Origin of the sequence: Bradyrhizobium sp. BLXBL-01, from assembly GCF_051853025.1 — a bacterium.
Classification (GTDB): domain Bacteria; phylum Pseudomonadota; class Alphaproteobacteria; order Rhizobiales; family Xanthobacteraceae; genus Bradyrhizobium.
Map to the genome: position 1 here is coordinate 5316252 of NZ_CP182471.1, position 23542 is coordinate 5339793.

Sequence of the window (23542 nt, forward strand, 5' to 3'; positions counted from 1 at the left end):
GCAGGAAGATCATCATGTCCCGGCCGCGCATTCTCGTCATCAACCCGAACTCCAACCACAAGGTCACGCAGGGGTTGGAGGATGCGTTGAGGCCGCTCGATTTCGAGGGCGGGCCCGAAGTGGTCTGCCAGACGCTGGCCGAGGGTCCGTTCGGCATCGAAAGCCAGGCGGACGCCGATAGCGTTGCGATACCTTTGCGGAAGCTGGTCGAAAGCGACAACAGCTCGGCCGCCTTCGTCATCGCCTGCTACAGCGATCCCGGGCTCCAGGTCTGCCGTGAAGGCACCGACCGGCCGGTGTTCGGCATAGCCGAGTGCGGCGTGCTGACGGCGCTTTCCCGCGCCGAGACCTTCGGCGTCATCGCCATCGCGCAGCGCTCGATCCCGCGGCACATGCGCTATCTCAGGCAGATGGGCCTGACCGACCGCTTTTCCGGCGAGCGGCCGCTGAACATGAGCGTCGCCGAAACCGCCTCCGGCGAAGGCACGCTCGCCAAGATGATCGAGGTCGGCCGCGCGCTGCGCGACGAGGACGGTGCCCGCGCCATCGTGATGGGCTGCGCCGGCATGGCCCGCCACCGCCGTGCGCTGGAAGACGAGCTGCGCATTCCCGTGATCGATCCGACACAGGCGGCCGTCACCATGGCGCTGGGTACGGTGCGGTTCTCGGCCCACTAGGCGTCCTTCAGCTCTTTGATTTCCTGGCGCGCGAGCCATTGCGCATGGCTCTCGCGGACCAGGGCAAACGTGTCCCGCTGGGTGGTGTAGAGGTTGCCGAACATGCGGCCGATCGGCCGGTAGGCGTCGAGATCGACATACATGTTGGCGGTGTCGACGAGGCCCTCGCGGGCGTGAACCCGCAAGACCTCGCCGACCAGGAGCTCGCGATCGGGCGAGAAGGTCAGCACGACATGGCGCCGGCATTCCAGCGCGAACGGCGCCGCAGCGAGGCGCGGCACCTTCACGTCCACGGAGGGAAGCGTCGCCAGCCCCGTCGCGGCGACCTCGCTGTCGCCTGAGGGGAAATCGACCGCGCAGTCGTTCATCGCGACCGACAGCGCCTCGTCCACCATATGCACCACGAATTCGCCGTCGCGATGGATGTTGCGGGTGGTGTCCTTCGGCGAGTGGTCCGGCTTGTGCTGGAGCCCGAGCACGATCAAGGCCGGGCTTTCGGAGAACACGTTGAAGAAGCTGAACGGCGCGGCATTCACCGCCCCGTTCTCGTCCAGCGTGGTCACCAGCGCGATCGGCCGCGGCACCACCACGCCGCAAAGCAGCTTGTAGCGATCGCGCGGATCGAGCTCACGCAAGGAGATGCCCTTGTCAGCCATCGGGGTCAGTTCTCCGGCGGCGGCACCGCGCCGGTCTGGCTGGTGATCAGGCCGTAATGCTCGATGCGGCGATGCCGGGCGAAATCGAAGATCGTGGTCTTGCCGAAGGTGGTGGCGTCGAGGTCGCAGGCGTGAACCAGAACCTCGTCGTCGTCTGTCTTCGCCTCGGCCACGATCTCGCCATTGGGATCGACGATCAGGCTGCCGCCGAACAGCGGGTGACCGTCCTCATTGCCGGCCTTGGCGACCGCGACCACCCAGGTCGCGTTCTGATAGGCGCCGGCCTGCACCGAGAGGCGATTGTGGAACAGGCGCTTCTCGACGCCCTCCTCACTCTTCTCCGCATTTACCGACGGCGTGTTGTAGCCGATCAGAACCATCTCGACGCCCTGCAGGCCCATGACGCGATAGGTCTCGGGCCAGCGGCGGTCGTTGCAGATCGCCATGCCGATGATGCCGCCGAGCTCGCGCCAGACCTTGAAGCCGAGATCGCCCGGCTCGAAATAGCGCTTCTCCAGGTGCTGATGCGAGCGCTTGGTGTCGTATTCCACATGGCCCGGCAGATGCACCTTGCGGTATTTGCCGACGATCTTGCCGGATTTATCCGTGAGGATCGCGGTGTTGAAATGATGACCGTCCGGCGTCAGCTCGGCATAGCCGAAATTCATCGCCATTCCGTGCTGCGCCGCGCGCTCGAACAGCGGCCTGGTTGCCGCGTTCGGCATCTCGCGTTCGAACCAGATGTCGAACTCGGCGCGGTCCTCGACGTACCAGCGCGGGAAAAACGTCGTCAGCGCCAGCTCGGGATAGACGATCAGGTCGGCGCCCTTCGCTTTCGCCTCGTCCATCAGCGCGACCATGCGCTTGACCACGGCCTCGCGGCTGTCGGCTTTCTGGATCGGGCCCATCTGGGCGGCGGCGACATTGACGATGCGCATCAGCGAGTTCCTGGTGATGTCTGGGGGGAAGGGTCGGCTCGTGGGATCTTCCGCCGCGCCGAGCATAACGCGGCTCCGTGCCGATATTCCAGCCAAGCAGCTTTCATGCCGTCCGCCCCCATTCGGCATCCTGCAACAGCCGCCAGTTGATTTTGTTGCTGGCGGTGCGCGGCAGGGACTCGACGAAAACGACGGCGCGCGGCGCCTTGTAGCTTGCCATCGCGCCGCGTGCCCAGCCGACGATATCATCGGCCGAAGTCGTCGCGCGCGCGGCGTCATCGAGCACCACCAGCGCCTTTACGGTCTCACCGCGATAGCCGTCCGGCGCTGAAATGATGCAGCATTCCCGGATGGCGCGGTTCTGGTACATCGCCGCCTCGACCTCGGCCGGCCACACCTTGAAACCGCTGACATTGATCATCCGCTTCAGGCGGTCGACGGCGAAGAAATAACCGTCGGCATCGCGGTAGCCGAGATCGCCGGTGCGCAGGAACCGCTTGCCGTCGCGTTCGATGAAGGCCTCAGTATCCGCCTGCGCCCTGTTCCAGTAACCCTGCAGCACCTGCGGCCCATGCACGATGATCTCGCCGACCACGTGGTCGTCGAGCTCGATCAGGCTTTCGGGATCGATCACCCTGGCGTCGGTCTCGTGCACGGCGATGCCGAGGCATTGCCGCTTGGGTGCGGCCATCGGATTGAGGTGCGTCGGGGACATCGTCTCGGTCATGCCGTAACCCTCGACGAAATCCAGGCCGAACCGCCCCTTGAGCCGTTCGGCGACCGCGGTCGGCATCGCCGCGCCGCCGCCAGTCAGCACCTTGAGCTTGGCAAAGCATTTTTCGCGGAAACTGGCGCTGGCGAGCACATCCACGATCATGGTCGGCGCGGCGTTCCAGAACGTGACGCCATAGGTCTCGAACAGGTCGGGGAGCAGATCCTTGTCCCAACGCGCCATCAGCAGCAGCGTGGCGCCGGCGACGATGGCGGCATTCATCGAGCCCTGCATGCCCGCGACATGGAACAGCGGCATGAAGCCGGTCATGACGTCACCGCCATCGAGCCCATACCAGCGCGCCTGCAACACGGCGGTGAACAGCGCGCTGCGATTTGTATGCATGCACGCCTTGGGCTTGCCCGTCGTCCCGGACGTGTAGGGCAGGATCATGAGATCGTCCGGCCCCGCCTCCATCGCACCCGGCTGCAGGCCTTGCGCGATCGCGGGCGACCACGAATGCCAGCCCGGCGACGACGGCACTTCCGACGGCGCGTCGGTCACGCAGCGCGGCAGCGTGTAGGGCGTGGCGGCTGGAACCTCGTCGCGATATTGCGCGACGATTGCATGCGTGATGGCCTCGCCGATCAGCGGCGCAAACACATCGCTCAGCTCGCTGCCGATGATCGCGACCCTGGCGCCGCTGTCCGCAGCGAGATACGCGATCTCGGCGGTCTTGTTCATGGGATTGACCGGCACGATCACGGCGTCCGCCCGCATCGTCGCGTAATAGGCGACGATATATTGCGGCGAGTTCTGCAGCGCGATCATGACGCGGTCGCCGCGCTTGATGCCGCAAACGCCTTGCAGGAAGCCGGCCATGGCATCGACCCGGTCGCGCAGCTCGGCGTAGCTCAGGCTAGCGCCGTAGAACACCGTCGCCGGATGCGAGGGACGTTCACGTGCAGCACGCGCCAGCGCGTCGTAGAGCGTCCCCTCCGGCATCGCGAGATGCCAGGGCTCGTCCGCCGGCCAGGCCGGTGACCTCAGGGACGTTGTGTGGCTCACCCGTGCTCCTCGTCAGCGACATCGAGACCGTGGTCGAGCGCGTCCAGAAGCTGGTTAGCCTCGCGCTCGGAGATGATCAGAGGCGGTGCCAGGAACAGCGAGGTCTGCTCGCCGCTGGTGCCGATCACCGCGCCGGCCTCCAGCGCGCGCTCCGCGACGCGCGAGGCGATCGGCACCTCCGTGGTGTCGGCATGCCAGGTGCGCCAATCCGGGCCATGCAGCTCGACCGTCCAGTGCACCCCCTGCCCCGCCACGCGCTGCACGCTCGGATGCCTTTGCGCGATCGCCAGCAGGCGCCGCGCAAACAGCCTTTCGAGGCCCGCGACGTGCTCCAAAATCTTGTCGTCGCTGACGACCTTCAAATAGGCGCTCACCGCTGCCATGCTGATCGGATGGCCGCGCAACGTGCCGTAATTCTGCCAGCTCGTGCCCTTGAGCCGCTCGACGATGTCCTTCGACACCACCACCGCAGCCACCGCCGCCGCGCCACCGCCGAGCGACTTGCCGAGCGTCACGATATCGGGGCGGCTCTGCGCGCCCTGGAATGCGAACCAGCGGCCCGCGCGGCCTGCGCCAGTGACGACCTCGTCCGCGATCCAGTACGAACCGGCCTCTCGCGCGCAGCGCGCGACCTCGTCCTGATAGGCGCCGTCGTAATAGATGCCGCCCTGGGTGTAGTCGATGATCGTCGCCGCGGTGTCCGACAAGAGGCGCGGCGCGTCTGCCAGATATTCGCTGGGCGGCGCGTTGTTGGCCGGCGCGCCATAGATCGCGCCATTCGGCGCCGGGAGAATCCGCACCGGTGCCATCGGTGCCGGCAATTTTGAGCCGCCGGCGTGCACCGCTAGGCCGCCGTGCCATTGCGGCTGCACCGTCATGCTGCGCGACAGGCCGGTGATGCCGTGATAGGCGCGCTCGCGCGTTGCCAGCGCGGAGCGCTGCGTCAGCGCCTGGCACAGCGACAGCGCCATGTCGTTGGCCTCGCTGCCGCTGATGCAGAAGCGCACCGCGCCGACCCAATCCTCTTCGCCCTTGAAGGCGGTCGCCATCAGATCGTCGGCAGCCTGCTCGCGACCGATCCAGGTCCAGCCTTCATTGACGACAGGCGTATCCGCCGCGCGGCGGATCGCCTCCACCATTGCGGGATGGCGGTGGCCGAGACCGCCGCCGGTGTTGCTGCCGTCGATCAGCTTGCGGCCGTCCGCAAGGTGAAAGTAGACGCCCTCGCCGCCGACCACGGCCATCGGTGCGGCCTCGCCCGCGTTCAGCCCGGTTCGCAACAACCTGCTCATGGCCACTGCCTCACTTCGCTGTCGCGGCGCCGTAGCCGCCGCCACCGCACATCTCGATCGTGACGAGATCGCCTTGCTGCAATACGAGGTTCGACTTGCCGTCGATCGTGACGTTTCGGCCCTGCCGGACCAGCGAGATGCGGCAGGCCTTGCCGGGATAGCCGCCCTGCATGCCCCAAGGCGCCATCACCATGCGTTCGATGCAGGTGGTCAGGTGCATCGATGGCGCCAGGATGCGGTAGGTGCGGACGGAGCCGTCCCCACCGCGATGCGCGCCCGCGCCGCCGGAATTCCGGCGGATGGCCTGCTGCTCCAGCCGGATCGCGTAATTCGCCTCGATCACCTCCACCGGCGTGTTCGAGGTGTTGGACAGATGCACCCGGGTGGCGGAGGTACCGGCTCGATCGTGCCGCGCGCCTTCGCCGCCGCCATGGACCTCGTACAGCATCTTCCACGACCCGTTCGGCCGCGGCTCGGCGAAGAATAGCACGCCGGCGGTGGTCGCCCCGCCCGCCGACAGGCGCTCGGGAATGGTGTCCTGCATGGCGCGGAAAATCGCATCGACGATGCGCATGGAGGTCTCGTGATTGCCGGCGGCAACCGAAGCGGTCCAGCCGGGCTCGAGGATCGAGCCCGGGCGCGTGATGATGGTCAGCGGCCGCAGCGCGCCGGCGTTCTGCTGCATGTCGCGTCCGCTCATGATGCGCGCGGCATAGGCCACCGCCGAGCGCGCCATGAACGGCGTCGTGTTGCAGAAATTGGAGACCCGATCGCAGCTTCCGGAGAGATCGAAGGTCGCTTCATTCCCGCGAATGGTGATCTTCACATGGATCCGCGCCGGCGCATTGTTTGCGCTGCCGTCGTCGAGATAATCCTCACCCTCGTAGACGCCATCCGGCAAGTCGCGCAGCGCTTCCCGCATCTCGATTTCGGAGAGATCGTGCAGGCGCGACTGCGCCGCCATGAAGACCGCCTTGCCATGCTCGCGGCAGAGCTCGACGATGCGCTTCTCGCCAGCCTTGGTCGCCGCGATCTGGGCGAGCAAGTCGCCCTCGCAGGATTCGGCATCGCGAACGTTGGCTTTGAGCAGCTGCACGATCGGCGTGTTGAGGCCGGCAGCAGTCGCGATCAGCACCGGCGGAATCCGCATCGCCTCCTGGAACGTGTCGACCGCCTTGGCGAAATAACTGCCGGGCCAGGTGCCGCCGATATCAGGCCAATGGGCGAGGCTGACCGCGAAAGCCACGATCTCGCCGTCGAAGAAGACGGGCCGCACGACCTTGACGTCATTGAGATGATTGCCGCCGAGCGCGCCGATATTGTAGATGACGACGTCGCCGTCGTTCAGGCCATCGCGCGGCATCACCTTCAGGAGTTCGGGGATGGTGTAGGCCATCGCGCCGAGATGGATCGGAATGTCGCGGCCCTGTCCGACCAGGCCGCCGTAGCCGTCGGTGATCGCCGACGACAGGTCGCCGGCTTCGCGCAACAGCGGCGAGCGCGCCGAGCGCGTCATGACGAGGCTCATCTCCTCGGCCGCGGCCGAGAGCCCGTGCCTGATGACCTCGACGACGAAGGGATCGAGCTTCATGCCGCCCTCCGCCTCAGGAACAGATTGCCTGATGGATCGGGCCTCGCCTGCCAGCCCGGCGGCACCACCACGGTCGACCAGGCGTCTTCGATGATGGCGGGACCATTGATGGTCTCGGTGAGCGAGGCGCGGTCGACGATCGCGGTTGCGATGTCATGGAAGCCGTCGAACGAGCAGGTGCGCGTGCCCGTAGACACCGCCCTCGCCGCTGTCGCCGGCCGGCTGACAACGGTTGTCGACGGGCGCCGGGCCTGCACCCGCACGGATTCGATGACGCAGGGCTCACCGGTCGCATAGCCGAACAGCTCGTGATGCCGCGTCAGAAAGTCCTGCTTCAGCCTGACAACGTCGAGCGGCAGCGTGAACGATACCGGAATGGCGTCATTCTGCGCCGCATAGCGCATCAAGGCCACCAGCTCGACCTGGATCTCCGCTCTTGCAACATTGTTGGCGAGAAGCGGCGCCGAGGCATCGGCAATCAGGGTTTCGATCCGCTCCGAGACGCCGGCGAGATCGATGCCGTCGAGGGCAGCGCGAAGGGTCTGCTGCTGCAGGAAGCTGAAATCGGCGGTGAGGCAGCCCAGGGCCGAGAACGCACTCGAGGCACTGGGCACGACGACCTCCGCAATCCCGTAGAGATCGGCGAGGCCCGCGGCATGCATCGGGCCGCCGCCGCCGAAGGCCAGCAGCGTGCAGTCGCGCCCGTCGATGCCGCGCTCGACCGTGACGCGGCGGAGCGCGCGGGCCATGGTCGCGTTCGCGACCTTGATGATGCCGAGCGCCGTTTCGGTCAGGCTCAGTCCGAGTGCGTGCGCAATTGGCGCGATGACACGCTTGGCGCTCTCGATGTCGATGCCGATGCGATCGCCAAGCTTGGTCTCGGGATTGAGATAGCCGAGCACGGCATTGGCATCGGTGATGGTGGGCTCCGTGCCGCCACGGCCATAGCAGGCCGGGCCCGGCTCGGAGCCGGCGCTCTCGGGCCCGACCGTCAGCCCGCCGGGACCGTTGCGCACGATCGATCCGCCGCCCGCACCGATCGAGTGCACCGCCAGCATCGGCTGGCGCAGCGGCTTGTCACCGAGCATGCGGCCGTCGGTCATTTCGGCCTGGCCGTCGACGATCAGGCACACGTCCGTCGTGGTGCCGCCCATGTCGAAGGTCAACATGCGCGAGCAGCCGAGCTGGCGCGCGATGCTGACCGACGCCGAGACGCCCGCCGCCGGCCCCGACATCGCCATCACCAGCGGACGCCGCTTCACCGCCGAAATCGGGACCATGGCGCCGGCGGAGTGAAACACCTGCAGGCCGGCCCCGATCGGCAGCCGCTGCTCCAGCTCGCTGAGATATTCCACCGCGATCGGCATCGCGGCCGCGTTGAACACGGTCGCCGAGGTCCGCTCATATTCGCGTGCCTCGGGATTGACCTCGTGCGAGAGCGAGACATGGGCGACGAGGCCCTTGAGCCGCTCGCCCAGCATCTTTTCATGCACCGGATTGGCATAGGCGTGAAGGAGTGCGACCGCGACGCTCTGAACGCCGGTCCCTTTCAGCCACGCCACCAGGCGCTCGATCTCGGCTTCCTCGAGCGCCTTCAACACTCGCCCCTCATGATCGAGGCGCTCGGCGAGCCCGAAGCATCTTTCAGGCGGCACCAAAGGCGGCGATTTCGGCGGAATGTCGAGCCGGTAGAGGTCGCGCCGGCGATAGCGGGCGATCTCGAGCACGTCGGCGAAGCCTTCGGTCGCGACCAGCGCCACCTTCGGCAGCCGATTCTCGACGATCGCGTTGGTCACGCGCGTGGTGCCGTGGACGAAGCGCCTGACCTCGCTCTTGCGCAGACCCACCGCCTCGATCGCCTCCAGCATCGCCCGAACCGGTGCGTCGGGGCGCGACGGCACCTTTGCAATCCGCGCTTCCGCGGAATCGCGCCGGATGGCGATGATGTCGGTGAAGGTGCCACCGATATCGGTGCCGACCTCCCAGTGATTGTCGGAGTAGCTCATCTGCACAGTCAGCTACGCGTGACGTCCGGACCGGACGCCAGGTCCTTTCCGGCCATTGCCGCATCCAATGCCAAAGCGAGCACGCTCATCGTCATTCCCTGTCATGCCATCACGGGCGAGCGTGCGACAGAGCGATGGCCGCGGGATAGGGTCGGAGTTGTCGCAAACCACCGAGCCAGCGAGCCGCCGGCATTGCGCGGCGCACCATCGGCTGCACGTTTTGGTGCAGCGCTGCTCGCCCAGAGAGCAGAAGCATACGAAGCCAGAAATGTGCAGCGCACCCTTGGATTCTTCGACACAAATGGGAGCGCCCGTTGCACTGCAATCGGAATCGCGCAAGTCCGTTTGTCTAATTTGCAGGCGATCAATCTGCGGTGCAGGAGAGAGGGCTGACCAGGAGCTATGCACGCAGGTCGGCTCAGCCTCTCTTTATTGTACGGTCAGTAAGCGAGGACGTCACCGGCCTCAGGATGCCAGCGACGCCCGCAAGCGTCGCCATCCGATGACGACGCCGGTGATGGAGAACATCAGTCCGAGCGTACAGAGGCTGACAATGAGAGCGTCACGCAGCCGCGCGTGAGCCAGCAGAATCGGGAAATCAAGCGTGTGCAGCGCACTGTAGAGCCAGCGATAGACGCGCCGCGACGGGTCCAGTCTTTGCAGCACCTTGCCATCGGCAGCATCGACATCGAACCAGAGATCGCCGCAGGTCGTGCGGTAGACCGGAGCTCCCGGAATAGCGGACTGCGCCGGATAGTCGTCGTTGCCGGCGAGCAGGAACGGTGCGGCACAGCCGGCGCCAAGGCGCGCCGTCAGATCCCCGATCTCCTGCGTATCCAGGTATGCCGCCTGCCCATCTCGCGGCGCGTCCCCGGCCCTGATCAACGTCTGATGGCCAAGGGCGAGCCGATCGCGCCGATAGACCCTGCCGCCGAAGGCGAACCATTCGACCTCGCGCGCCGACGGCGATATTGGCGGCAGATCGAGCGGTGAAGCGTCTCGCCAATCCGGGGCGGCATCGACCACGCCCGCCTCTGTCGGCGTCAATTGCCCGCGCGAGAACAGGCGGCCGTGATCCATCGAGAGCCAGCCGCTGAAGATCCAGCTCAGTACGAACAGCGTCGCCGCGAGGCCGATCAGGTGATGCAGCGCATGCCAGCCACGGTAAGGCGAGGAGATTTGGCCCTTGCGAAACCTGATCCGCACGATTCCGAGCACCGCGCCAAGCAATGCCGCAATCAGGGCCAGCAGCGACAGCGTCCAGACCACGCGATCCCACACCGCCCAGCTGCTGCGCAGAACCGTCGGATAGATCCAGTGCAGCACGCTGCCGGCCCAGTTCCACGCGCGCTCACTGCGCGTCGTATCTAGGACGACCTCCCCGGTCAGCGACGAAACGTAGACCTCCGTTCCAGGGGCATCGCCGAGAGCGGCGCGAAACAAGGGGCGATGGCGATCAAAACCGTTCGGCACGCTCCATTGATCGTGGTCCGACCGCGCGACGATCGCGGCGCGTGGCGCGTCGAGCCCGCGCTGACGGGAATAGCCCTGCACGATGGTGAGCGCGACATCGGCGGACGTCACCGATGCGTCTCCTCTATCGGAGGCGCGGACCGCTCGCGAACCTGCGGGGCCCGAGACGACGTAGACCGGTCCATCACTGCGCTGGATCAGCCGAACACGCGTCCCGTCGGTGATTCCGCTCGCAGCAACGGCGTCCGCGACCGAGATCGTTGTCCCGCCACGGTCCAGCGGCGCGAGCCCGGCAAATCGCTCCGCTTCCGTCAGCGACGGAAACGGGACGAAGTGCATCACGATCCCGCTCGCGAACCACATCGCGAACAGCAGGCAGAACGCGATCCCGAGCCAGCGATGCGAGAGGACGATCGCGCCCATCATGCGCTCAAGGCCTCACCATTTGAACGCGGCCGAGACCTCGTAGGTGCGCGGCGCGCCCAGGAGGATCTGGTCGGGATAGAACGGATCGCCCCAGATCGCATAGCGCTTGTCGGTGATGTTGCGGACGCGGAAAGTCATGCGGGCCTGGTCGACCGCATTGAACACGGCCTTGGGGATATCGACGAAGGCGTAGACGTCGGCCACGGTGTAGGCCTTCATCGTCACGACGTTCGCGTCGGTGTTGTAGCGGTCGCCGACATGACGGCCGGTGATGCCGAGCTCCACAGGCCAGGGCGTGAAGAACCGGTACGATGCGCCGGCATTGGCCACGATACGCGGTACGTTCGGCGGCGTATTGCCGGAGAACGAGCCACCGACGAAATTGTAGTCGGCATAGCGCGCATCGACATAGGCGATGTTGCCCCACAACCGAAGCGGCTCGATCGGCCGCACCGAGGCGGCAAGCTCGACGCCCTTGGACTCCTGCCGCCCGGCGATATTGAGCGCCTGCCCGCCGGCCGCCGCATAGACGTTCTTGCGCAGGATGTCGTAGGCCGAGAACGACCACTCCGCCCTATTGTCCCAGAACAGATGCTTGACGCCGGTCTCGTAGGTTCGCGACGTCGTCAGGTCCAGTGGCTGGGTCGGCAACAGCAGGAAGATGTTGTTGGCTGCGACGTCGGCCCCGGTGGCGTACTGGCTGAAGAAGGTCAGGCCGGGCACGGCCTCCCAGGTGTAGCCAATGCGGCCCGTCACCGGCGCCCAGTCTTTGGTGTACGGAAAGCCTGCCTTCTCCAGCCCGGCCTTGTCGGTCGAGTTACGGTCGAGTCCGATGTGCTCGACACGCAGGCCCCCGATCAACGCGAAGCTGCGCGTCAGCTTCAACCGGTCCTCGAACGACAACGCCTCGTTGTCGATGCGCGCGGTCTGCTGCTGTGTCGTGAGCAGGCCGTAGAAGCCGCGGTTGGGATCGACCAGCGAAACGGAATCTCCGGGAAAGTTTGCCGCGCCGGGCCTGACGAAATCGAGATAGCTCGACGAGAGCGTCGTGACCAACCGGTTGTCGAATCCTGCGATGTTGGTATCCCAGATCAGGTCGGTGATGTTGCCGACCAGCCGCTGGCTATGGGCGACATAGAAGCGTTCGCGATCGACCAGGTTCGTGGTGGAGTTGAATGCCTCGATCTCGTTGTTGAACCAGGTCCGTTCGGCGCCATAGCCATAGGCCTGACTTTTCAGCGTGAGGTCAGGCGCGAGCTTCAGCTCGAAGCCGCCGCGCAGCCACACTTCCTGCGCCACGTTGCGGTTATCGAGAACGTTGTAATTGGTGTTGAAGGTGCGGTCGTCGATGGTGACGGCACCGAGATTGGTACCGTTGTAATTCGAGACGTAATTGCCGGAGACGATCCCCGTCGTCGCATGCGAACCGCTGAAGGCGACCGGCACCAGCGGCGCGCCCCAATAGGCCTTCGAGCGGTCTTCGCGATACTCGACCGCACCCCAGATCTTGAGGCTGTCGGAGACCCGGTAATTGAGCTGGCCGGACGTGCCGAACGTCTTGACGTTGGTGTCGTCGGCAAAGCCGTTGAGCGTGGAACGGCTGATGTCGAAGCGATAGTCCAGCCCTTGCACATTGGTGCTGCCGCCTGAGCCGTAATGGGCCCGGAACGAATTCAGCGAATCCCAGGAGAAATTTGCCTCGTTGCGGATCGCTCCCGTGTGCGGTTGCTTGGTGACGAAGTTGATGGCGCCTCCCGCGGCACCCTCGCCCGAGATCAGCGAGGCCGGTCCTTTGAGGAATTCCACGGCCTCCAGATTGGCGGTGTCGACGATCCGCGAGGTCATGTTCTGCGGACCGATCTTGATGCCGTTGTAGAGTGTGTTGATCTGGCTATTGGTGAAGCCGCGCATCGAGAAGGCGGAAGGTTCGGCCGGGTTGTCGCCGGAGGTGACGCCGACGGCGCCCTGCGCCACCTCGGACACGGTGCGATAGCCCTGCTCGCGCATGGTTTCGGCCGAGATCACCTCGACGGTCGCGGGCGTCTGCCGCACCGTCAGGCCGAGCCGCGAAGCGCTTTCGGCAACGGCATTGGTGTTGAGCGGCGTTTGCGCCGTCAGATCCGGCATGACGGGTTTTGGCGCTGCCGATACCGCCGCCGGCCTGCGCGCTGCCGCGCGGCGCGCGCTCGCCACCTCTCGTGCTGCCGGTCTGGCCGGCTTGCGCGCCTGGGCGGGCGAGACCTCGACGGGTGGCAGCGGCTCTCGGACCTGCTGCGCCAGAGCGGCAGGCGGATCGAGAACGGCGAAGGACGTGAACGCGGCGGAAACCAGCAGGACGCGGCGCGGTCGTGCGATACGGATGGAAGACACGGTACAAACCTCGGTATGACGTCAGTGGCACGTCACAGCGAACGAGGTCTCACCTTTTGGCCTTGCAGCCGTCCGATGAAGCCGAATGTCTGTACTCCCCGACCGACATCTTCGCGTGTGACCACGGCTGACGGCAGGTCTCCTGGCTCGCGGGTCGTGACCTCTTCGTCGCCTTCCCGGGACCGAGGACCCAGTGGCTCGTGACGAAGGATTCACCGCTCACAGTTGCGGGGGCAGCCGCGGCATTGGGGACAATTTTCCCCGCACCGCATTCCCTTTTCATTCCCTCTCGGGAAAACCGTCGCGAGCATCTAGGATTACCACCAAGACAGAGTCAATGTCCCAGTTGCGGCGTCGTGGCGACCGCACAAGCTTCCTTGGAGATGAGCATGGAAGGCGAGACCTTCCTCTGGTTGATACGGCACGCGGTTGTCGCGGGCGTAGCCGGGACGATCCATGCAGCCGATGCGCCGGCCGATCTCGGCGATCGCGCGGCATTGGCGGCTCTCAAGCAGCGCTTGCCCGCGGATGTCGCCGGCTATGCCAGCCCGTCGCGGCGCACGGTGGAGACGGCGCGCGCGCTGGGGCTGGAACCGGAGCTGGTCAGCGAATTCCGCGAGCAGGATTTCGGCGATTGGACCGGCCATCGGCATGACGAGCTCGCCGCGACCGGCGGCGAGATCTACGCGCAGTTCTGGCGCGATCTGGCGCGCGGACGGCCGCCGAACGGCGAAAGCTTTGCGGATCAGGTCGCCCGCGTCCGCCTCGGCCTGTCGCGGATCGGCGCAGGCTCCGCGGCGCTGGTCGTCCATTCCGGCACCATCCGCGCCGCGCTCTGCATCGCGCTCGATCTCGCACCGGAAGCGGCGTTGCGCTTCGTGATCGATCCGTTGTCGCTGACCCGGATCGACCGGCTCGCCAGCGGCTGGCGCGTCGTCTCGGTCAATCAGCGGATCAGCTAGGCCGATCCGGTACGTTGGCCTGCGCAAAGGTCGCCATGCCGTTGTGAAGTGCGCAGGCCGAGCGCACCAGCGGCAGCGCAATGGCGGCGCCCGATCCCTCGCCGAGCCTGAGATCGAGGCTGATCAGCGGCTGCACGTTCAGCGCGCGCAACACCAGCCGATGTCCTTGCTCCGCCGATTGATGCGAGGGCAACAGGAACGGCTGGCAGGAGGGATTGAGCCGCGCCGCCGCCAGCGCCGCCACCGAGACGATAAAGCCGTCGATCAATACGGGAATGCGGCGTTGCGCGGCCGCGATGATGGCGCCCGAGATCGCCGCGATTTCGAGGCCGCCGACCGCGCACAGGATTGTCTCGACCGAGGCTCCGGCGACGCGATGGCGTGCGATCGCCGCATCGATCACCCGCGCCTTGTGTACGCGGCCGGCCGCATCGACGCCGGTGCCGCTGCCGGCGATCTCTTCGGCGCTCACACCGAGCAGGCTCGCAGCAATCGCAGCTGACGTCGTGGTGTTGCCGATCCCCATCTCGCCAAAGATCAAGAGATCAGGCCGGCCGGCCTCAGCGCGCGCCACCGCGCGCTGGCCGGCCTCAAAGGCGAAGACCAATTCCGCCGGGGTGAGCGCGGCCTCGACGCTGAAATCGCGCGTGCCGCTGCGCGGCTTGTCGGTGACGATCCCGGCCATCTGCACCTCGGACAGCGTGCCGGCGTCGACGACCTCGAGGCTCGAACCCAGCTCGCGCGCCAGCACCGAGATCGCGGCGCCTCCAGAGGCAAAATTCGCCATCATCGCGATGGTGACGGCTTGCGGATAGGCCGACACCCCCTGTGCGACGATGCCGTGGTCGCCCGCGAAGATGATGATCGGGACGCGCGCGGCGCGCGGCTGCTCGGTGGCCTGCAGGCCTGCGAGCTCGATCGCGAGCTGCTCCAGCCGGCCGAGCGCGCCCGTCGGCTTCGTCAGTTGCGCCTGCCGCGCAATGGCCGCCTCGCGATGGACCGCGGAGATTTCGGGGCAGTTCTGGGTGACCCATTCGGGAAGCATGCTGCCTCGCTCAACGCCTGCGTTTGAGAATGTAGCTGTCCATGATCCAGCCGTGCCGCTCACGTGCGTCCTGCCTCGCGGCGGCAATGCGCGAACCCACTTCGGTGAGCGCACCGGACATGAGGATCTGATCGGCCATGCCGAGATAGGCCCCCCACCAGATGTGAAGCCCAGCCGGATCGAGCGACTGGAACGCCGTGCCGCCGTCGAGCATCACCACGACTGTGTCGACGCCCTGCGGCCAGCCGCCTTCGCGCAAGCGCCGCCCCGTCGTGACCAGAAAGGGCTCGCCGATGTCGTTGAGCGGCAGCGCATGCGCCGCACACAGCGCCTGGATCGAGGTGATGCCGGGCACGACTTCGATTGTCGGCAACGGATTCAATCGCCGCGCAATGCGCAGCGAGGAATCGTAGAGCGACGGGTCGCCCCAGATCAGCAGCGCGACCTTGCCGTCACCGCCGAGATGGCTTGCAATGGTCCGCGACCACGTGGCGGCAACGGCATCGTGCCAATCGTCGACGCCCTTGCGATAGTCGGCCTCGGTCGCGTCGCGCACGGGAAGATCGAATTCGGCGATGCGCGTCGCCTTGTTGGTGAGCACGTCAGTGCAGATCGTCCGCCTGAGATCGGCGAGATCAGACTTCGCGCTCCCCTTGCGCGGGATCAGGACGAGATCGGCCGCGTTGATGGCGCGGGTCGCGGCGCGCGTGAGCTGCTCGGGATCGCCGCAACCGATGCCTATCAGAGAGAGCGTGAGCATCGGGCGTACGGGGCGACCATGACGGCCGCCCCTTGTCTCTTAAGCCGCGTTGTGCAGGCGAGGCGTGACGAGGCCAGGCGCGGTGACACCACGCAGAGACTTCGCCAGCGCCAGCACGGCAAGATCGGCCAGCGGCTCGATCACGATGACCAGTGCGTAGGACGCCGCGAACGTCGCGATGCTGGCGAGGTTGCTCATGGCGAAACCGGAACCATAGAGCGCCCAGAACGCCACCCAGGCGATCACGCCGGCCTGGTAGGTCGTCGAAAGCGCCAGCGCCTGCCGATACTTCAAATCAACATAGGCGCTGTTGCGCGAAATGATCCGGGCAGCGATTGCCTGGATCGCGAACAGCGGCACCAGCAGCGTGGTGACGTTCATGCCATATTGCGGGATGTCAGCGGGCTCGAAGAAAACGCCCTGGAGCAGCAGGCCGAGCGCAAGGCCGAAGGCCGCGGGAGCCGCGCCGAACAGCAGGAACAGTGTCGAGCCGAGAATGAAGTGCACCTCGGAGACGCCGACCGGGAAGTGCGGCAGGATCTCGAAGAAGGTGAAGACGAGAGCGGTGGTGGCGAGCGTCCGCGCCGCGAACGACACGACGCCCTGCTCGCGCACGGTCTCGACCGCAAGCTTCAAGGCAACGCCGCCTGCGGCGATTCCGGTTGCGTAACTCAACACGAGCTTGGCGCCCGTCACGACGCCGGGTTCGATATGCATGGCTCAATTCCTTCCTGCCGTCACACCCGACGGCCTTGGCCTCAACACGTGCACGGCCGGTCTCCTGGCTCGCGGTTCACTGGGTTCTCCGGCCTTCCCGGACCTTGCAGTCCAGTGGCGGTTCGGAGCCCCTCACCGCTTACAGTCGCGGGGGCGGCTGGGGTTTTGGGCGCCGCAACTTGGTCCGCCCATCCCCATTCCCGATTATGCTCCGGCGCTTTGCGCCGCGTCGAGCACCATGCCGCTCTTGTGTGCCCCTTTCGCATTGCGGGCGTCAAGGGGCGAACCGCTGCCGGAGCCGTCATGCCGGATATTCTCCCGCCAGCGCGCCGAACAGGATCACGGCGGCGGTGGAAGCGGCGCCGCCGCGGCCAAGCTGCTCGGCAAGCTCGGCAATCGTGGTACGGACCAGCCGTTCGTCGGGACGCCCGAGAGATTCGGCGAACAGCGCCGGGGTGCTGGGGGCGAGACCGTGCGCGATCAATTTTGCGGCAAGCGCCGGAAAAGTGCGCCGGCCCATATAGACCACGGTCGTGGCCTCGGGATCGGCCAGCGCGGCCCAATTCAAATTGGGCGGCAACTCGCCGGTGACATCAGCACCGGTGATGAACTGCACCCGGCGGGAGGTATGCCGCCGGGTCAAGGGAATGCCGGCCTCGGCGGCGGCGACACAGGCGGATGTGACGCCGGGAACGATCTCGTAGCCGATGCCGGCTTCGCGCAGTGTTTCCAGCTCCTCCTCGAGCCGACCGAAAATGCCGGCATCGCCGGACTTGAGGCGCACCACGCGCGCGCCGGTTGCGGCGTAGTCGACCAGGAGACGGTTGACGTGGTGCTGCTTGGTCGAAGGACGCCCGGCCCGCTTCCCCACCGCGACGAGATTGGCACCGGGCCGGGCGAGATCGAGGATCGCGCCGGAGGCAAGGTCGTCATAGAGCACGACATCGGCCTCGCGCAGCCGCGCGGCGCCCTTCACCGTGAGGAGCTCGGGGTCGCCGGGGCCGGCGGAGACGAAAGAGACAAAACCGCTCACCGGTCCTCCGCGATCAGATGGAAGAACGTGCCCGTGGCATGGCCACGGCGCGAGCCGGTCTCGGCGATGACCGCGCCGGTGGCGTCGTGCACGACGGCCAGTGGCGTATCGGGTTGGGCGAGGATGGTCGAATAGTGGAATTCGTGGCCGCGCAAGCGCGCGCCCGGCCGATGCCCCGGCATCGGCGCGGCGAGTTCGGCAAGACGATAGCCGAGATGCATGCGGCGCTTGGCAAAGCTGGTCTCCAGGCCGAGCAGTCCCGCCATCTCATGGCTGATACCGTCAGCGTCGGTGAGGCCTGCGCCCAGCACCATATAGCCTCCGCATTCGCCATGCACGGGCCGTGTCTCGGCGAAAGCGCGCAAGGAGCTGCGAAAGCGCGCATTGGCCGCGATCGTTCCGGCATGCAGCTCGGGATAGCCGCCCGGCAGCCAGCACACGTCGGCGCTCGCATCGGGCGCTTCGTCGGCCAGCGGCGAGAACGGCACGATCTCCGCGCCCGCCGCGCGCCAGGCTTCCAGCATATGCGGATAGACGAAGGAGAATGCCGCATCGCGGGCCAGCGCGATGCGCTGCCCGGGCGGCGTTACGTTCATGTCGTTCGCCGCAGCTTGCGGCGACCATTTGCCTGCCGATTGCAACACCGCATCGAGGTCGACGTGCTCCGCTACGAAGCGCGCAGCCTCGTCGATCAGCTTGCCGATCTCGGCCTGCTCCTCGGCCTGCACGAGGCCGAGATGCCGCTTCGGCAGGCTGATCTCGGCGTGACGCGGCAGCGCCCCGAACACTTTGATGCCGGCCTCGTTCAGCGCGCGCCGCACCAGATCCTCATGGCGCGGGCTGGCGACGCGATTGAGTACGACGCCGGCGAGGCGCACACCGGCGCGGTAATCGCGAAGGCCCGCGGCGATCGCTGCCGCAGTCTGCGCCTGGCCGGAAGGGTCGATCACCAGAACCACCGGCCAGCCCAGCATCTCCGCGACATCAGCAGTCGCTCCCGTGCCGGAAACACCGCGCGCAGCGACACCGTCGAACAGGCCCATCGATCCCTCGGCGAGCACGACATCGGCATCGGCGGCACGGCTGACGAGATGCGCGATGGTGCCGCGATCCATCGCCCAGCTGTCGACGTTGACCGAGGCACGCCCCGTGGCCGCGGCGTGGAAGGCGGGATCGATGTAGTCGGGCCCGCTCTTGAAGCACTGCACGTTCAAGCCGCGATGGCGCCAGGCGCGGGCGAGCGCCAGCGTCAGCGTGGTCTTGCCGACGCCGGAGGCCGGCGCGGAGATGACGAGGCTCGCAGGCATCACGACGCCTCCGGAAAGCGCGGCTCGGCACCGACGGGCCGGTAGCGGCGGTCGTAATCGGCGGCGTAGAGGCGGCTCTCGTCGAAATCGGCCGCGCCAAGCGTCTTGCCGACCAGGATCAACGCCGTGCGCTCCATTTCGGCACCCACGGCCGCATCGAGCGTTGCCAGCGTCGCGCGCACAATGCGCTGCTCCGGCCAGCTCGCGCGCCAGACGATCGCGACCGGGCAATCCGCGGCGTAATGCGGCGTCAGCTCGGCGACGACCTGGTCGAGCAGGTGGATCGACAGGTGAATCGCGAGCACCGCGCCGGTCGCGGCGAACGCGGCGAGCTTCTCGCCCTCGGGCATCGCGCTGGCGCGGCCCGGCGTGCGCGTCAGCACGACCGTCTGAGCAAGACCGGGCAGCGTCAGCTCGGTTTCCAGTGCCGCTGCGGCAGCCGAGAATGAGGGAACGCCGGGTGTCACCGTGTAGGGAATCCCAAGCGCGCGCAAACGGCGGAGCTGCTCGCCCATCGCGGACCAGATCGAGAGATCGCCGGAATGCAGCCGCGCGACGTCCTGGCCTGCCGCATGTGCGGCTGCGATCTCGGCGATGATCTCGTCGAGCGACATTGGGGCGGTGTTGACGATCCGCGCTCCCGGCGGGCAATGCGCCAGCACGCCCTCCGGCACCAGCGAGCCGGCATAGAGGCAGACCGGACAGGCCGCGATCAGATCGCGGCCGCGCAAGGTCAGCAAGTCAGGCGCGCCCGGGCCGGCGCCGATGAAATGCACCGTCATGGGCCGTCTCCTTCGGCAATCGCGGCGGTCGCGGTGCGATCCTGCGAGACAACGCGTGTCACAATGAGCCGCGCCCGAGGGCCAGCCGCAGCGAGTGCTGCGGCCTCGGCGACCGATCCCGTGCCGAACCCTTCGGTGATCCGCTGCGACTGCGTCGGCGTATCAATACCGGCCAACGCGTCGGCCGGGACAGCCTTGATCGGAACGCCACACTCCCGCGCGAGCTGCTGCAGCGCCTCTGCATCGGCCTTGTCGCCGACGGTTGCCACGGCCGCAAGACCGTCGGGACCGCCGGCCGCCACAAGCGCCTCCCGTAACGAGGCCAGCGTCACATTTTTCTTGAATCCGAGCCCGGCGACCTTCATCGGACCGTACTCCATTGCACCACCGGCCGCGTCGCCTCCCACGCGCGGTAACGACCGAGCGGAGCGGAATGCGCGATCTCGACCCGCATCAACTCGCCGCCATGCTGTTGATGCAGCTGGCCGAGCAGCGCTTCCGTCTCCAACGTCACGGCATGGGCCACGAACCGCGTGCCGGGCGTAATCCGCGACCAGACAGCTTCGAACATCGCGATATCGAAGCCGCCCCCGACGAACACAGCATCCGGCCGGTCCAGCGCAGCGAGCGCGTCGGGCGCGGTGCCCGCAACAACCGTGATCTTGTGTTCCACCCCGAACGCCTCCGCATTGCTGCGGATGTTGGCGGCGCGATCCTCGCGCGCTTCGACGGCAATCGCTGACCCGCCCCCCAATGCCCATTCTACCGAGATCGACCCCGAGCCCGCACCGATGTCCCACAACCTCCTGCCAGGGCATGGACCGAGTGCCGAGAGCGCCAAGGCGCGCATCGGCCGCTTGGTGATCTGACCGTCGTGAGCAAAGAGAACATCCGGTAGTCCCGAACTGCGAGAGAGACCGTTCGCCCCTCTTGCCTCCAGCGCGACAGCAACGAGGCTTCCGGCGGAAACGCGCGTATAGGTCTCCGCGTGAAACTTGCGCACCTTTTCATGGGGTCCGCCAAGCGCGGCGAGGGTCCAGAATAGCGAAACACCCCATCCGCGCTCCGTCAGCCACCTCGCGAGATCAACGGCGGCCTTGCCGTCTCGCACGAGACAGATGATCCGCGCGCCATCCGCCAGATGGGGTACAAGCCGTTCGAACGGCGCGGCATGAAGGCCGAGGCAAACGGCGGATTCGAGCCGCCAGCCCAACCGCGCCGCGGCGAGGGAGAAGGTCGATGGCGCGGGGTGCGCGATCCACTCATTGGCATTGAGCTTCTCGGCGAGAGTAGCGCCGGCGCCGTGCCAGAACGGATCGCCGGAGGCGAGCACCACCGTCGGTCGGCCGCGGCAGCTCAGCACGACATTCGCATCGAACGGCACCGGCCACGGCCGGCCGCGGCTGCCAACCTCGGCAAGCGCGAGATGGCGCTCGCCGCCGAACACGGTTTCGGCCTTGGCAAGCGCCTTTCGGCTTGCCTCCGACAGCCCGGCAAGGCCATCTTCGCCGATACCGATGATGGTCAGCCAGGGTTCACTCATGATTCGCGCCCTCGTTCTGGGCGGAACGGCCGATGCGAGCCTGCTCGCCGCGGAGATCGCGCGCGCCGGCATCGACGCCGTCTATTCCTATGGCGGCCGCACCCGCGCGCCGGCCGATCAACCGCTGCCGACCCGCATCGGCGGTTTTGGTGGCGTGAGCGGGCTGGCCGACTACATCCGCCGCGAAGGCATCACCCATGTGATCGATGCGACGCATCCCTTCGCCGCAGAAATGAGTCGCAACGCCGTCGAGGCGTGCGCGGAAACCGGCACGCCGTTGCTTGCGCTGGAGCGCGCGCCCTGGATCAAGGCACCCGCCGACACCTGGATCGAGGTGGCGGATGTCAACGCTGCCGTCGCCGCGCTGCCTGACGCCGCTGCAAACGTGTTCCTCGCCATCGGCCGCCAGCACATTGCGCCATTCGCGACGAAGCCGCAGCACGCCTACACGCTGCGCTTCGTCGATCCGCCCGACGCGCCCCTGCCCTTCGCGGCCGATGTGATCGTGTCGCGCGGCCCGTTCACCTTCCACGGCGAGCTGAACATGCTGCGCACACGCGGCATCGGCTGGATCGTCGCCCGCAATTCCGGCGGCGACGGCGCGCGCGCCAAGATCGATGCGGCCCGCGGGCTCGGCCTTCCCGTAATCATGATCTCGCGACCAGAGCTGCCCGAGCGCCGACGGGCCGAGCGCGTCAGTGACGTGATGCAATGGCTCGGTCATTCTGCCCGCCTCGGCGCATAGACCCAGCGGCCGACACGGCGTGTCTGCGAATTGCCGACGATCACCAGCGTGCGCATGTCGGCCATCTCGGGCCGCGCCTCTTTCAGCGTAACGGTCACGATCTTCTCGTCAGCCGCACTGATCGCGCGCGCGAAGATCACGAGACGCTCGCCGCAGCCCGCCTCGCGAAGCACTGCCAGCGCCCGGCCGAATCCTTCCGGCCGGCTTGCCGAGCGCGGATTGTACATCGCGATGGCAAAATCGGCTTCCGCCGCAAGGCGCAGCCGTTTCTCGATCACCGCCCAGGGCTTGAGGTTGTCGGAAAGGTTGATCGCGCAGAAATCATGGCCGAGCGGCGCGCCGGCGCGTGCCGCCGCCGCCAGCATCGCGGTGACGCCCGGCAGCACGCGGATCGGCAGATCCCGCCATTGCGGCGCCCGTTCGAGCGCCTCGAACACGGCCGAGGCCATCGCGAACACGCCGGGATCGCCGGAGGAGACGACCACGACCTGCCCGCCTTCAGCGGCAAGCCGCAGGGCTTCGCTCGCACGTTGCAGCTCTTCGCGATTGTCGGAGGGATGCAGGGTGAGCCCAGGCCGCGGCGGCACGCGCGAAACATAGGGCGCATAACCCAGAATATCGGTCGCCGTCGCGAGCGCGGCCGTGACCTCGGGCGTCACCAACGCGTCGCTGCCCGGCCCGAGGCCCGCGATGGTGAGCGTGCCTGTCATTCGGCGGCGCCCAGATGCCGGCCCTTGCCGTGCACGAGCACGATCGCGAAATAGGGACAATCGGCCGCATCGATCTCGGCGAGCCGCTCCACCCGCTCGTCCGGCATGGTGCCGCGCTCGACCAGCCAGGCATCGTCCAGCCGCCCGGCAGCTGCGAGCGCACGGCGCACCTTTGCGAGATTGCGGCCGGTCTTCATGATGACCAGCGCATCGGAATCGCGCATGCGCCGTTCGAGCTCGTCTTGGGGTAGCGTCCCCATCAGCACCGTCGTGACGTCGTCACCGAGCGCGATCGGCTGGCCGACCCCGTTCCAGCAACCGACCATGCCGGGAATGCCGGCGATCACCTCGATCTCGACGCGGCCCTGCAGGCGCGTGTGCAGATGCATGAACGATCCATAGAAATAGGGATCGCCCTCGCAGAGCACGACGACGTCGACCGCGCGCGACAGCCGCGCAAGGCGCTCCGCCCATTCGTCGTAGAAGCCTGCGAGCAGCTGCACGTATTCGGGGCTGTCGAAAGCGATCTCCGTCGTCACAGGATATTCCATGGGATATTCGGTGACGCCGCCTGCCAGCATGCCCTCGACGATGCGGCGCGCCTGTCCCGGCCTGCCCTTCTTGCGGAAATAGGCGACGTGGCTGGCGCCGCGCACCGTGCGATCGGCACGCACGCTCATCAAGTCGGGATCACCGGGGCCGAGACCGCAGCAGATGATGCGTCCCATC

21 protein-coding genes and 2 riboswitches are annotated in these 23542 nt (G+C 66.9%); of the genes, 3 read left to right on the forward strand and 18 right to left on the reverse strand.

The features are described from left to right. The first annotated feature begins 14 nt into the window (after positions 1–14). Positions 15–677: an aspartate/glutamate racemase family protein gene (locus ACNJYA_RS24865; RefSeq protein WP_439363638.1), complete on the forward strand. Its 663-nt coding sequence runs from the start codon at positions 15–17 to the stop codon at positions 675–677. On the opposite strand, the gene ACNJYA_RS24870 is transcribed toward ACNJYA_RS24865, so the two are convergent. From ACNJYA_RS24870 to ACNJYA_RS24905, 8 genes are all read right to left on the reverse strand, one after another. Further along, positions 674–1333 (reverse strand): flavin reductase family protein, encoded by a 660-nt coding sequence (locus ACNJYA_RS24870; protein ID WP_439363639.1) that lies wholly within the window; start codon positions 1331–1333, stop codon positions 674–676. The two genes, ACNJYA_RS24865 and ACNJYA_RS24870, sit on opposite strands and share 4 nt — an antisense overlap. 5 nt (positions 1334–1338) lie before the next feature. Next, positions 1339–2271 (reverse strand): N-carbamoyl-D-amino-acid hydrolase, encoded by a 933-nt coding sequence (locus ACNJYA_RS24875; RefSeq protein WP_439363640.1) that lies wholly within the window; start codon positions 2269–2271, stop codon positions 1339–1341. 103 nt (positions 2272–2374) lie between these two features. Next, the gene (locus ACNJYA_RS24880; RefSeq protein WP_439363641.1) at positions 2375–4051 is read right to left on the reverse strand and encodes a long-chain-fatty-acid--CoA ligase; all 1677 of its coding nucleotides are present in this window, start codon (positions 4049–4051) and stop codon (positions 2375–2377) included. Then, positions 4048–5343, reverse strand: coding sequence for an aminotransferase class III-fold pyridoxal phosphate-dependent enzyme (locus tag ACNJYA_RS24885; RefSeq protein WP_212256776.1), 1296 nt, complete (start codon positions 5341–5343; stop codon positions 4048–4050). The genes ACNJYA_RS24880 and ACNJYA_RS24885 overlap by 4 nt, the downstream gene beginning before the upstream one ends. Positions 5344–5353: 10 nt before the next feature. Further along, positions 5354–6934, reverse strand: a complete 1581-nt coding sequence (locus ACNJYA_RS24890) for a hydantoinase B/oxoprolinase family protein (RefSeq protein WP_212256777.1) — start codon at positions 6932–6934, stop codon at positions 5354–5356. Beyond that, the gene (locus ACNJYA_RS24895) at positions 6931–8940 is read right to left on the reverse strand and encodes a hydantoinase/oxoprolinase family protein (RefSeq protein ID WP_439363642.1); all 2010 of its coding nucleotides are present in this window, start codon (positions 8938–8940) and stop codon (positions 6931–6933) included. The genes ACNJYA_RS24890 and ACNJYA_RS24895 overlap by 4 nt, the downstream gene beginning before the upstream one ends. Positions 8941–9405: 465 nt before the next feature. Further along, positions 9406–10839: a PepSY domain-containing protein gene (locus ACNJYA_RS24900; protein ID WP_439400884.1), complete on the reverse strand. Its 1434-nt coding sequence runs from the start codon at positions 10837–10839 to the stop codon at positions 9406–9408. A gap of 12 nt (positions 10840–10851) precedes the next feature. Then, a complete protein-coding gene (locus ACNJYA_RS24905; protein ID WP_439363644.1) occupies positions 10852–13209 on the reverse strand; it encodes a TonB-dependent receptor in 2358 nt (785 codons plus the stop codon). 115 nt (positions 13210–13324) lie between these two features. After that, a riboswitch (cobalamin riboswitch) is annotated at positions 13325–13527 on the reverse strand. Between the two features lie 71 nt (positions 13528–13598). On the opposite strand from ACNJYA_RS24905, the gene ACNJYA_RS24910 reads away from it, so the two are divergent. Next, on the forward strand, positions 13599–14171 hold the full coding sequence (locus ACNJYA_RS24910; protein WP_439400885.1) for a histidine phosphatase family protein: 573 nt from the start codon (positions 13599–13601) through the stop codon (positions 14169–14171). Here ACNJYA_RS24910 and cobT read toward each other — a convergent pair. From cobT to cbiE, 8 genes are all read right to left on the reverse strand, one after another. Next, entirely contained in the window at positions 14164–15216 is a 1053-nt protein-coding gene (gene cobT / locus ACNJYA_RS24915) for a nicotinate-nucleotide--dimethylbenzimidazole phosphoribosyltransferase (protein WP_439363646.1), read from the reverse strand. The genes ACNJYA_RS24910 and cobT overlap by 8 nt on opposite strands. A 10-nt stretch (positions 15217–15226) precedes the next feature. After that, the gene (gene cobF / locus ACNJYA_RS24920) at positions 15227–15976 is read right to left on the reverse strand and encodes a precorrin-6A synthase (deacetylating) (protein ID WP_439363647.1); all 750 of its coding nucleotides are present in this window, start codon (positions 15974–15976) and stop codon (positions 15227–15229) included. A 39-nt stretch (positions 15977–16015) separates the two neighbouring features. After that, positions 16016–16693 carry an energy-coupling factor ABC transporter permease gene (locus tag ACNJYA_RS24925; protein ID WP_439363648.1) on the reverse strand — a complete coding sequence of 226 codons (678 nt, stop codon included), beginning with the start codon at positions 16691–16693 and terminating at the stop codon, positions 16016–16018. Positions 16694–16730: 37 nt separating this feature from the next. Continuing rightward, a riboswitch (cobalamin riboswitch) is annotated at positions 16731–16949 on the reverse strand. Between the two features lie 45 nt (positions 16950–16994). Then, positions 16995–17726 carry a uroporphyrinogen-III C-methyltransferase gene (cobA, locus tag ACNJYA_RS24930; protein ID WP_172784384.1) on the reverse strand — a complete coding sequence of 244 codons (732 nt, stop codon included), beginning with the start codon at positions 17724–17726 and terminating at the stop codon, positions 16995–16997. Further along, complete coding sequence (locus ACNJYA_RS24935) at positions 17723–19033, reverse strand: cobyrinate a,c-diamide synthase (protein WP_439363649.1); 1311 nt, start codon at positions 19031–19033, stop codon at positions 17723–17725. The genes cobA and ACNJYA_RS24935 overlap by 4 nt, the downstream gene beginning before the upstream one ends. Continuing rightward, positions 19033–19815, reverse strand: a complete 783-nt coding sequence (gene cobM, locus ACNJYA_RS24940) for a precorrin-4 C(11)-methyltransferase (RefSeq protein ID WP_439400886.1) — start codon at positions 19813–19815, stop codon at positions 19033–19035. Before cobM ends, ACNJYA_RS24935 begins: the two co-directional genes overlap by 1 nt. Next, complete coding sequence (locus ACNJYA_RS24945) at positions 19812–20180, reverse strand: cobalamin biosynthesis protein (protein ID WP_439363651.1); 369 nt, start codon at positions 20178–20180, stop codon at positions 19812–19814. The genes cobM and ACNJYA_RS24945 overlap by 4 nt, the downstream gene beginning before the upstream one ends. Next, positions 20177–21358, reverse strand: a complete 1182-nt coding sequence (gene cbiE, locus ACNJYA_RS24950) for a precorrin-6y C5,15-methyltransferase (decarboxylating) subunit CbiE (RefSeq protein ID WP_439363652.1) — start codon at positions 21356–21358, stop codon at positions 20177–20179. The genes ACNJYA_RS24945 and cbiE overlap by 4 nt, the downstream gene beginning before the upstream one ends. Between cbiE and ACNJYA_RS24955 the strand changes: the two genes are divergently transcribed. Next, positions 21357–22103, forward strand: a complete 747-nt coding sequence (locus ACNJYA_RS24955) for a cobalt-precorrin-6A reductase (RefSeq protein ID WP_439400887.1) — start codon at positions 21357–21359, stop codon at positions 22101–22103. The two genes, cbiE and ACNJYA_RS24955, sit on opposite strands and share 2 nt — an antisense overlap. Here ACNJYA_RS24955 and cobJ read toward each other — a convergent pair. Together cobJ and ACNJYA_RS24965 are read right to left on the reverse strand one after the other, a co-directional pair. After that, positions 22079–22813 (reverse strand): precorrin-3B C(17)-methyltransferase, encoded by a 735-nt coding sequence (gene cobJ, locus ACNJYA_RS24960; protein WP_260383030.1) that lies wholly within the window; start codon positions 22811–22813, stop codon positions 22079–22081. The two genes, ACNJYA_RS24955 and cobJ, sit on opposite strands and share 25 nt — an antisense overlap. Next, positions 22810–23541, reverse strand: coding sequence for a precorrin-2 C(20)-methyltransferase (locus ACNJYA_RS24965; protein WP_439363653.1), 732 nt, complete (start codon positions 23539–23541; stop codon positions 22810–22812). The genes cobJ and ACNJYA_RS24965 overlap by 4 nt, the downstream gene beginning before the upstream one ends. Between the last annotated feature and the right edge of the window lies 1 nt (position 23542).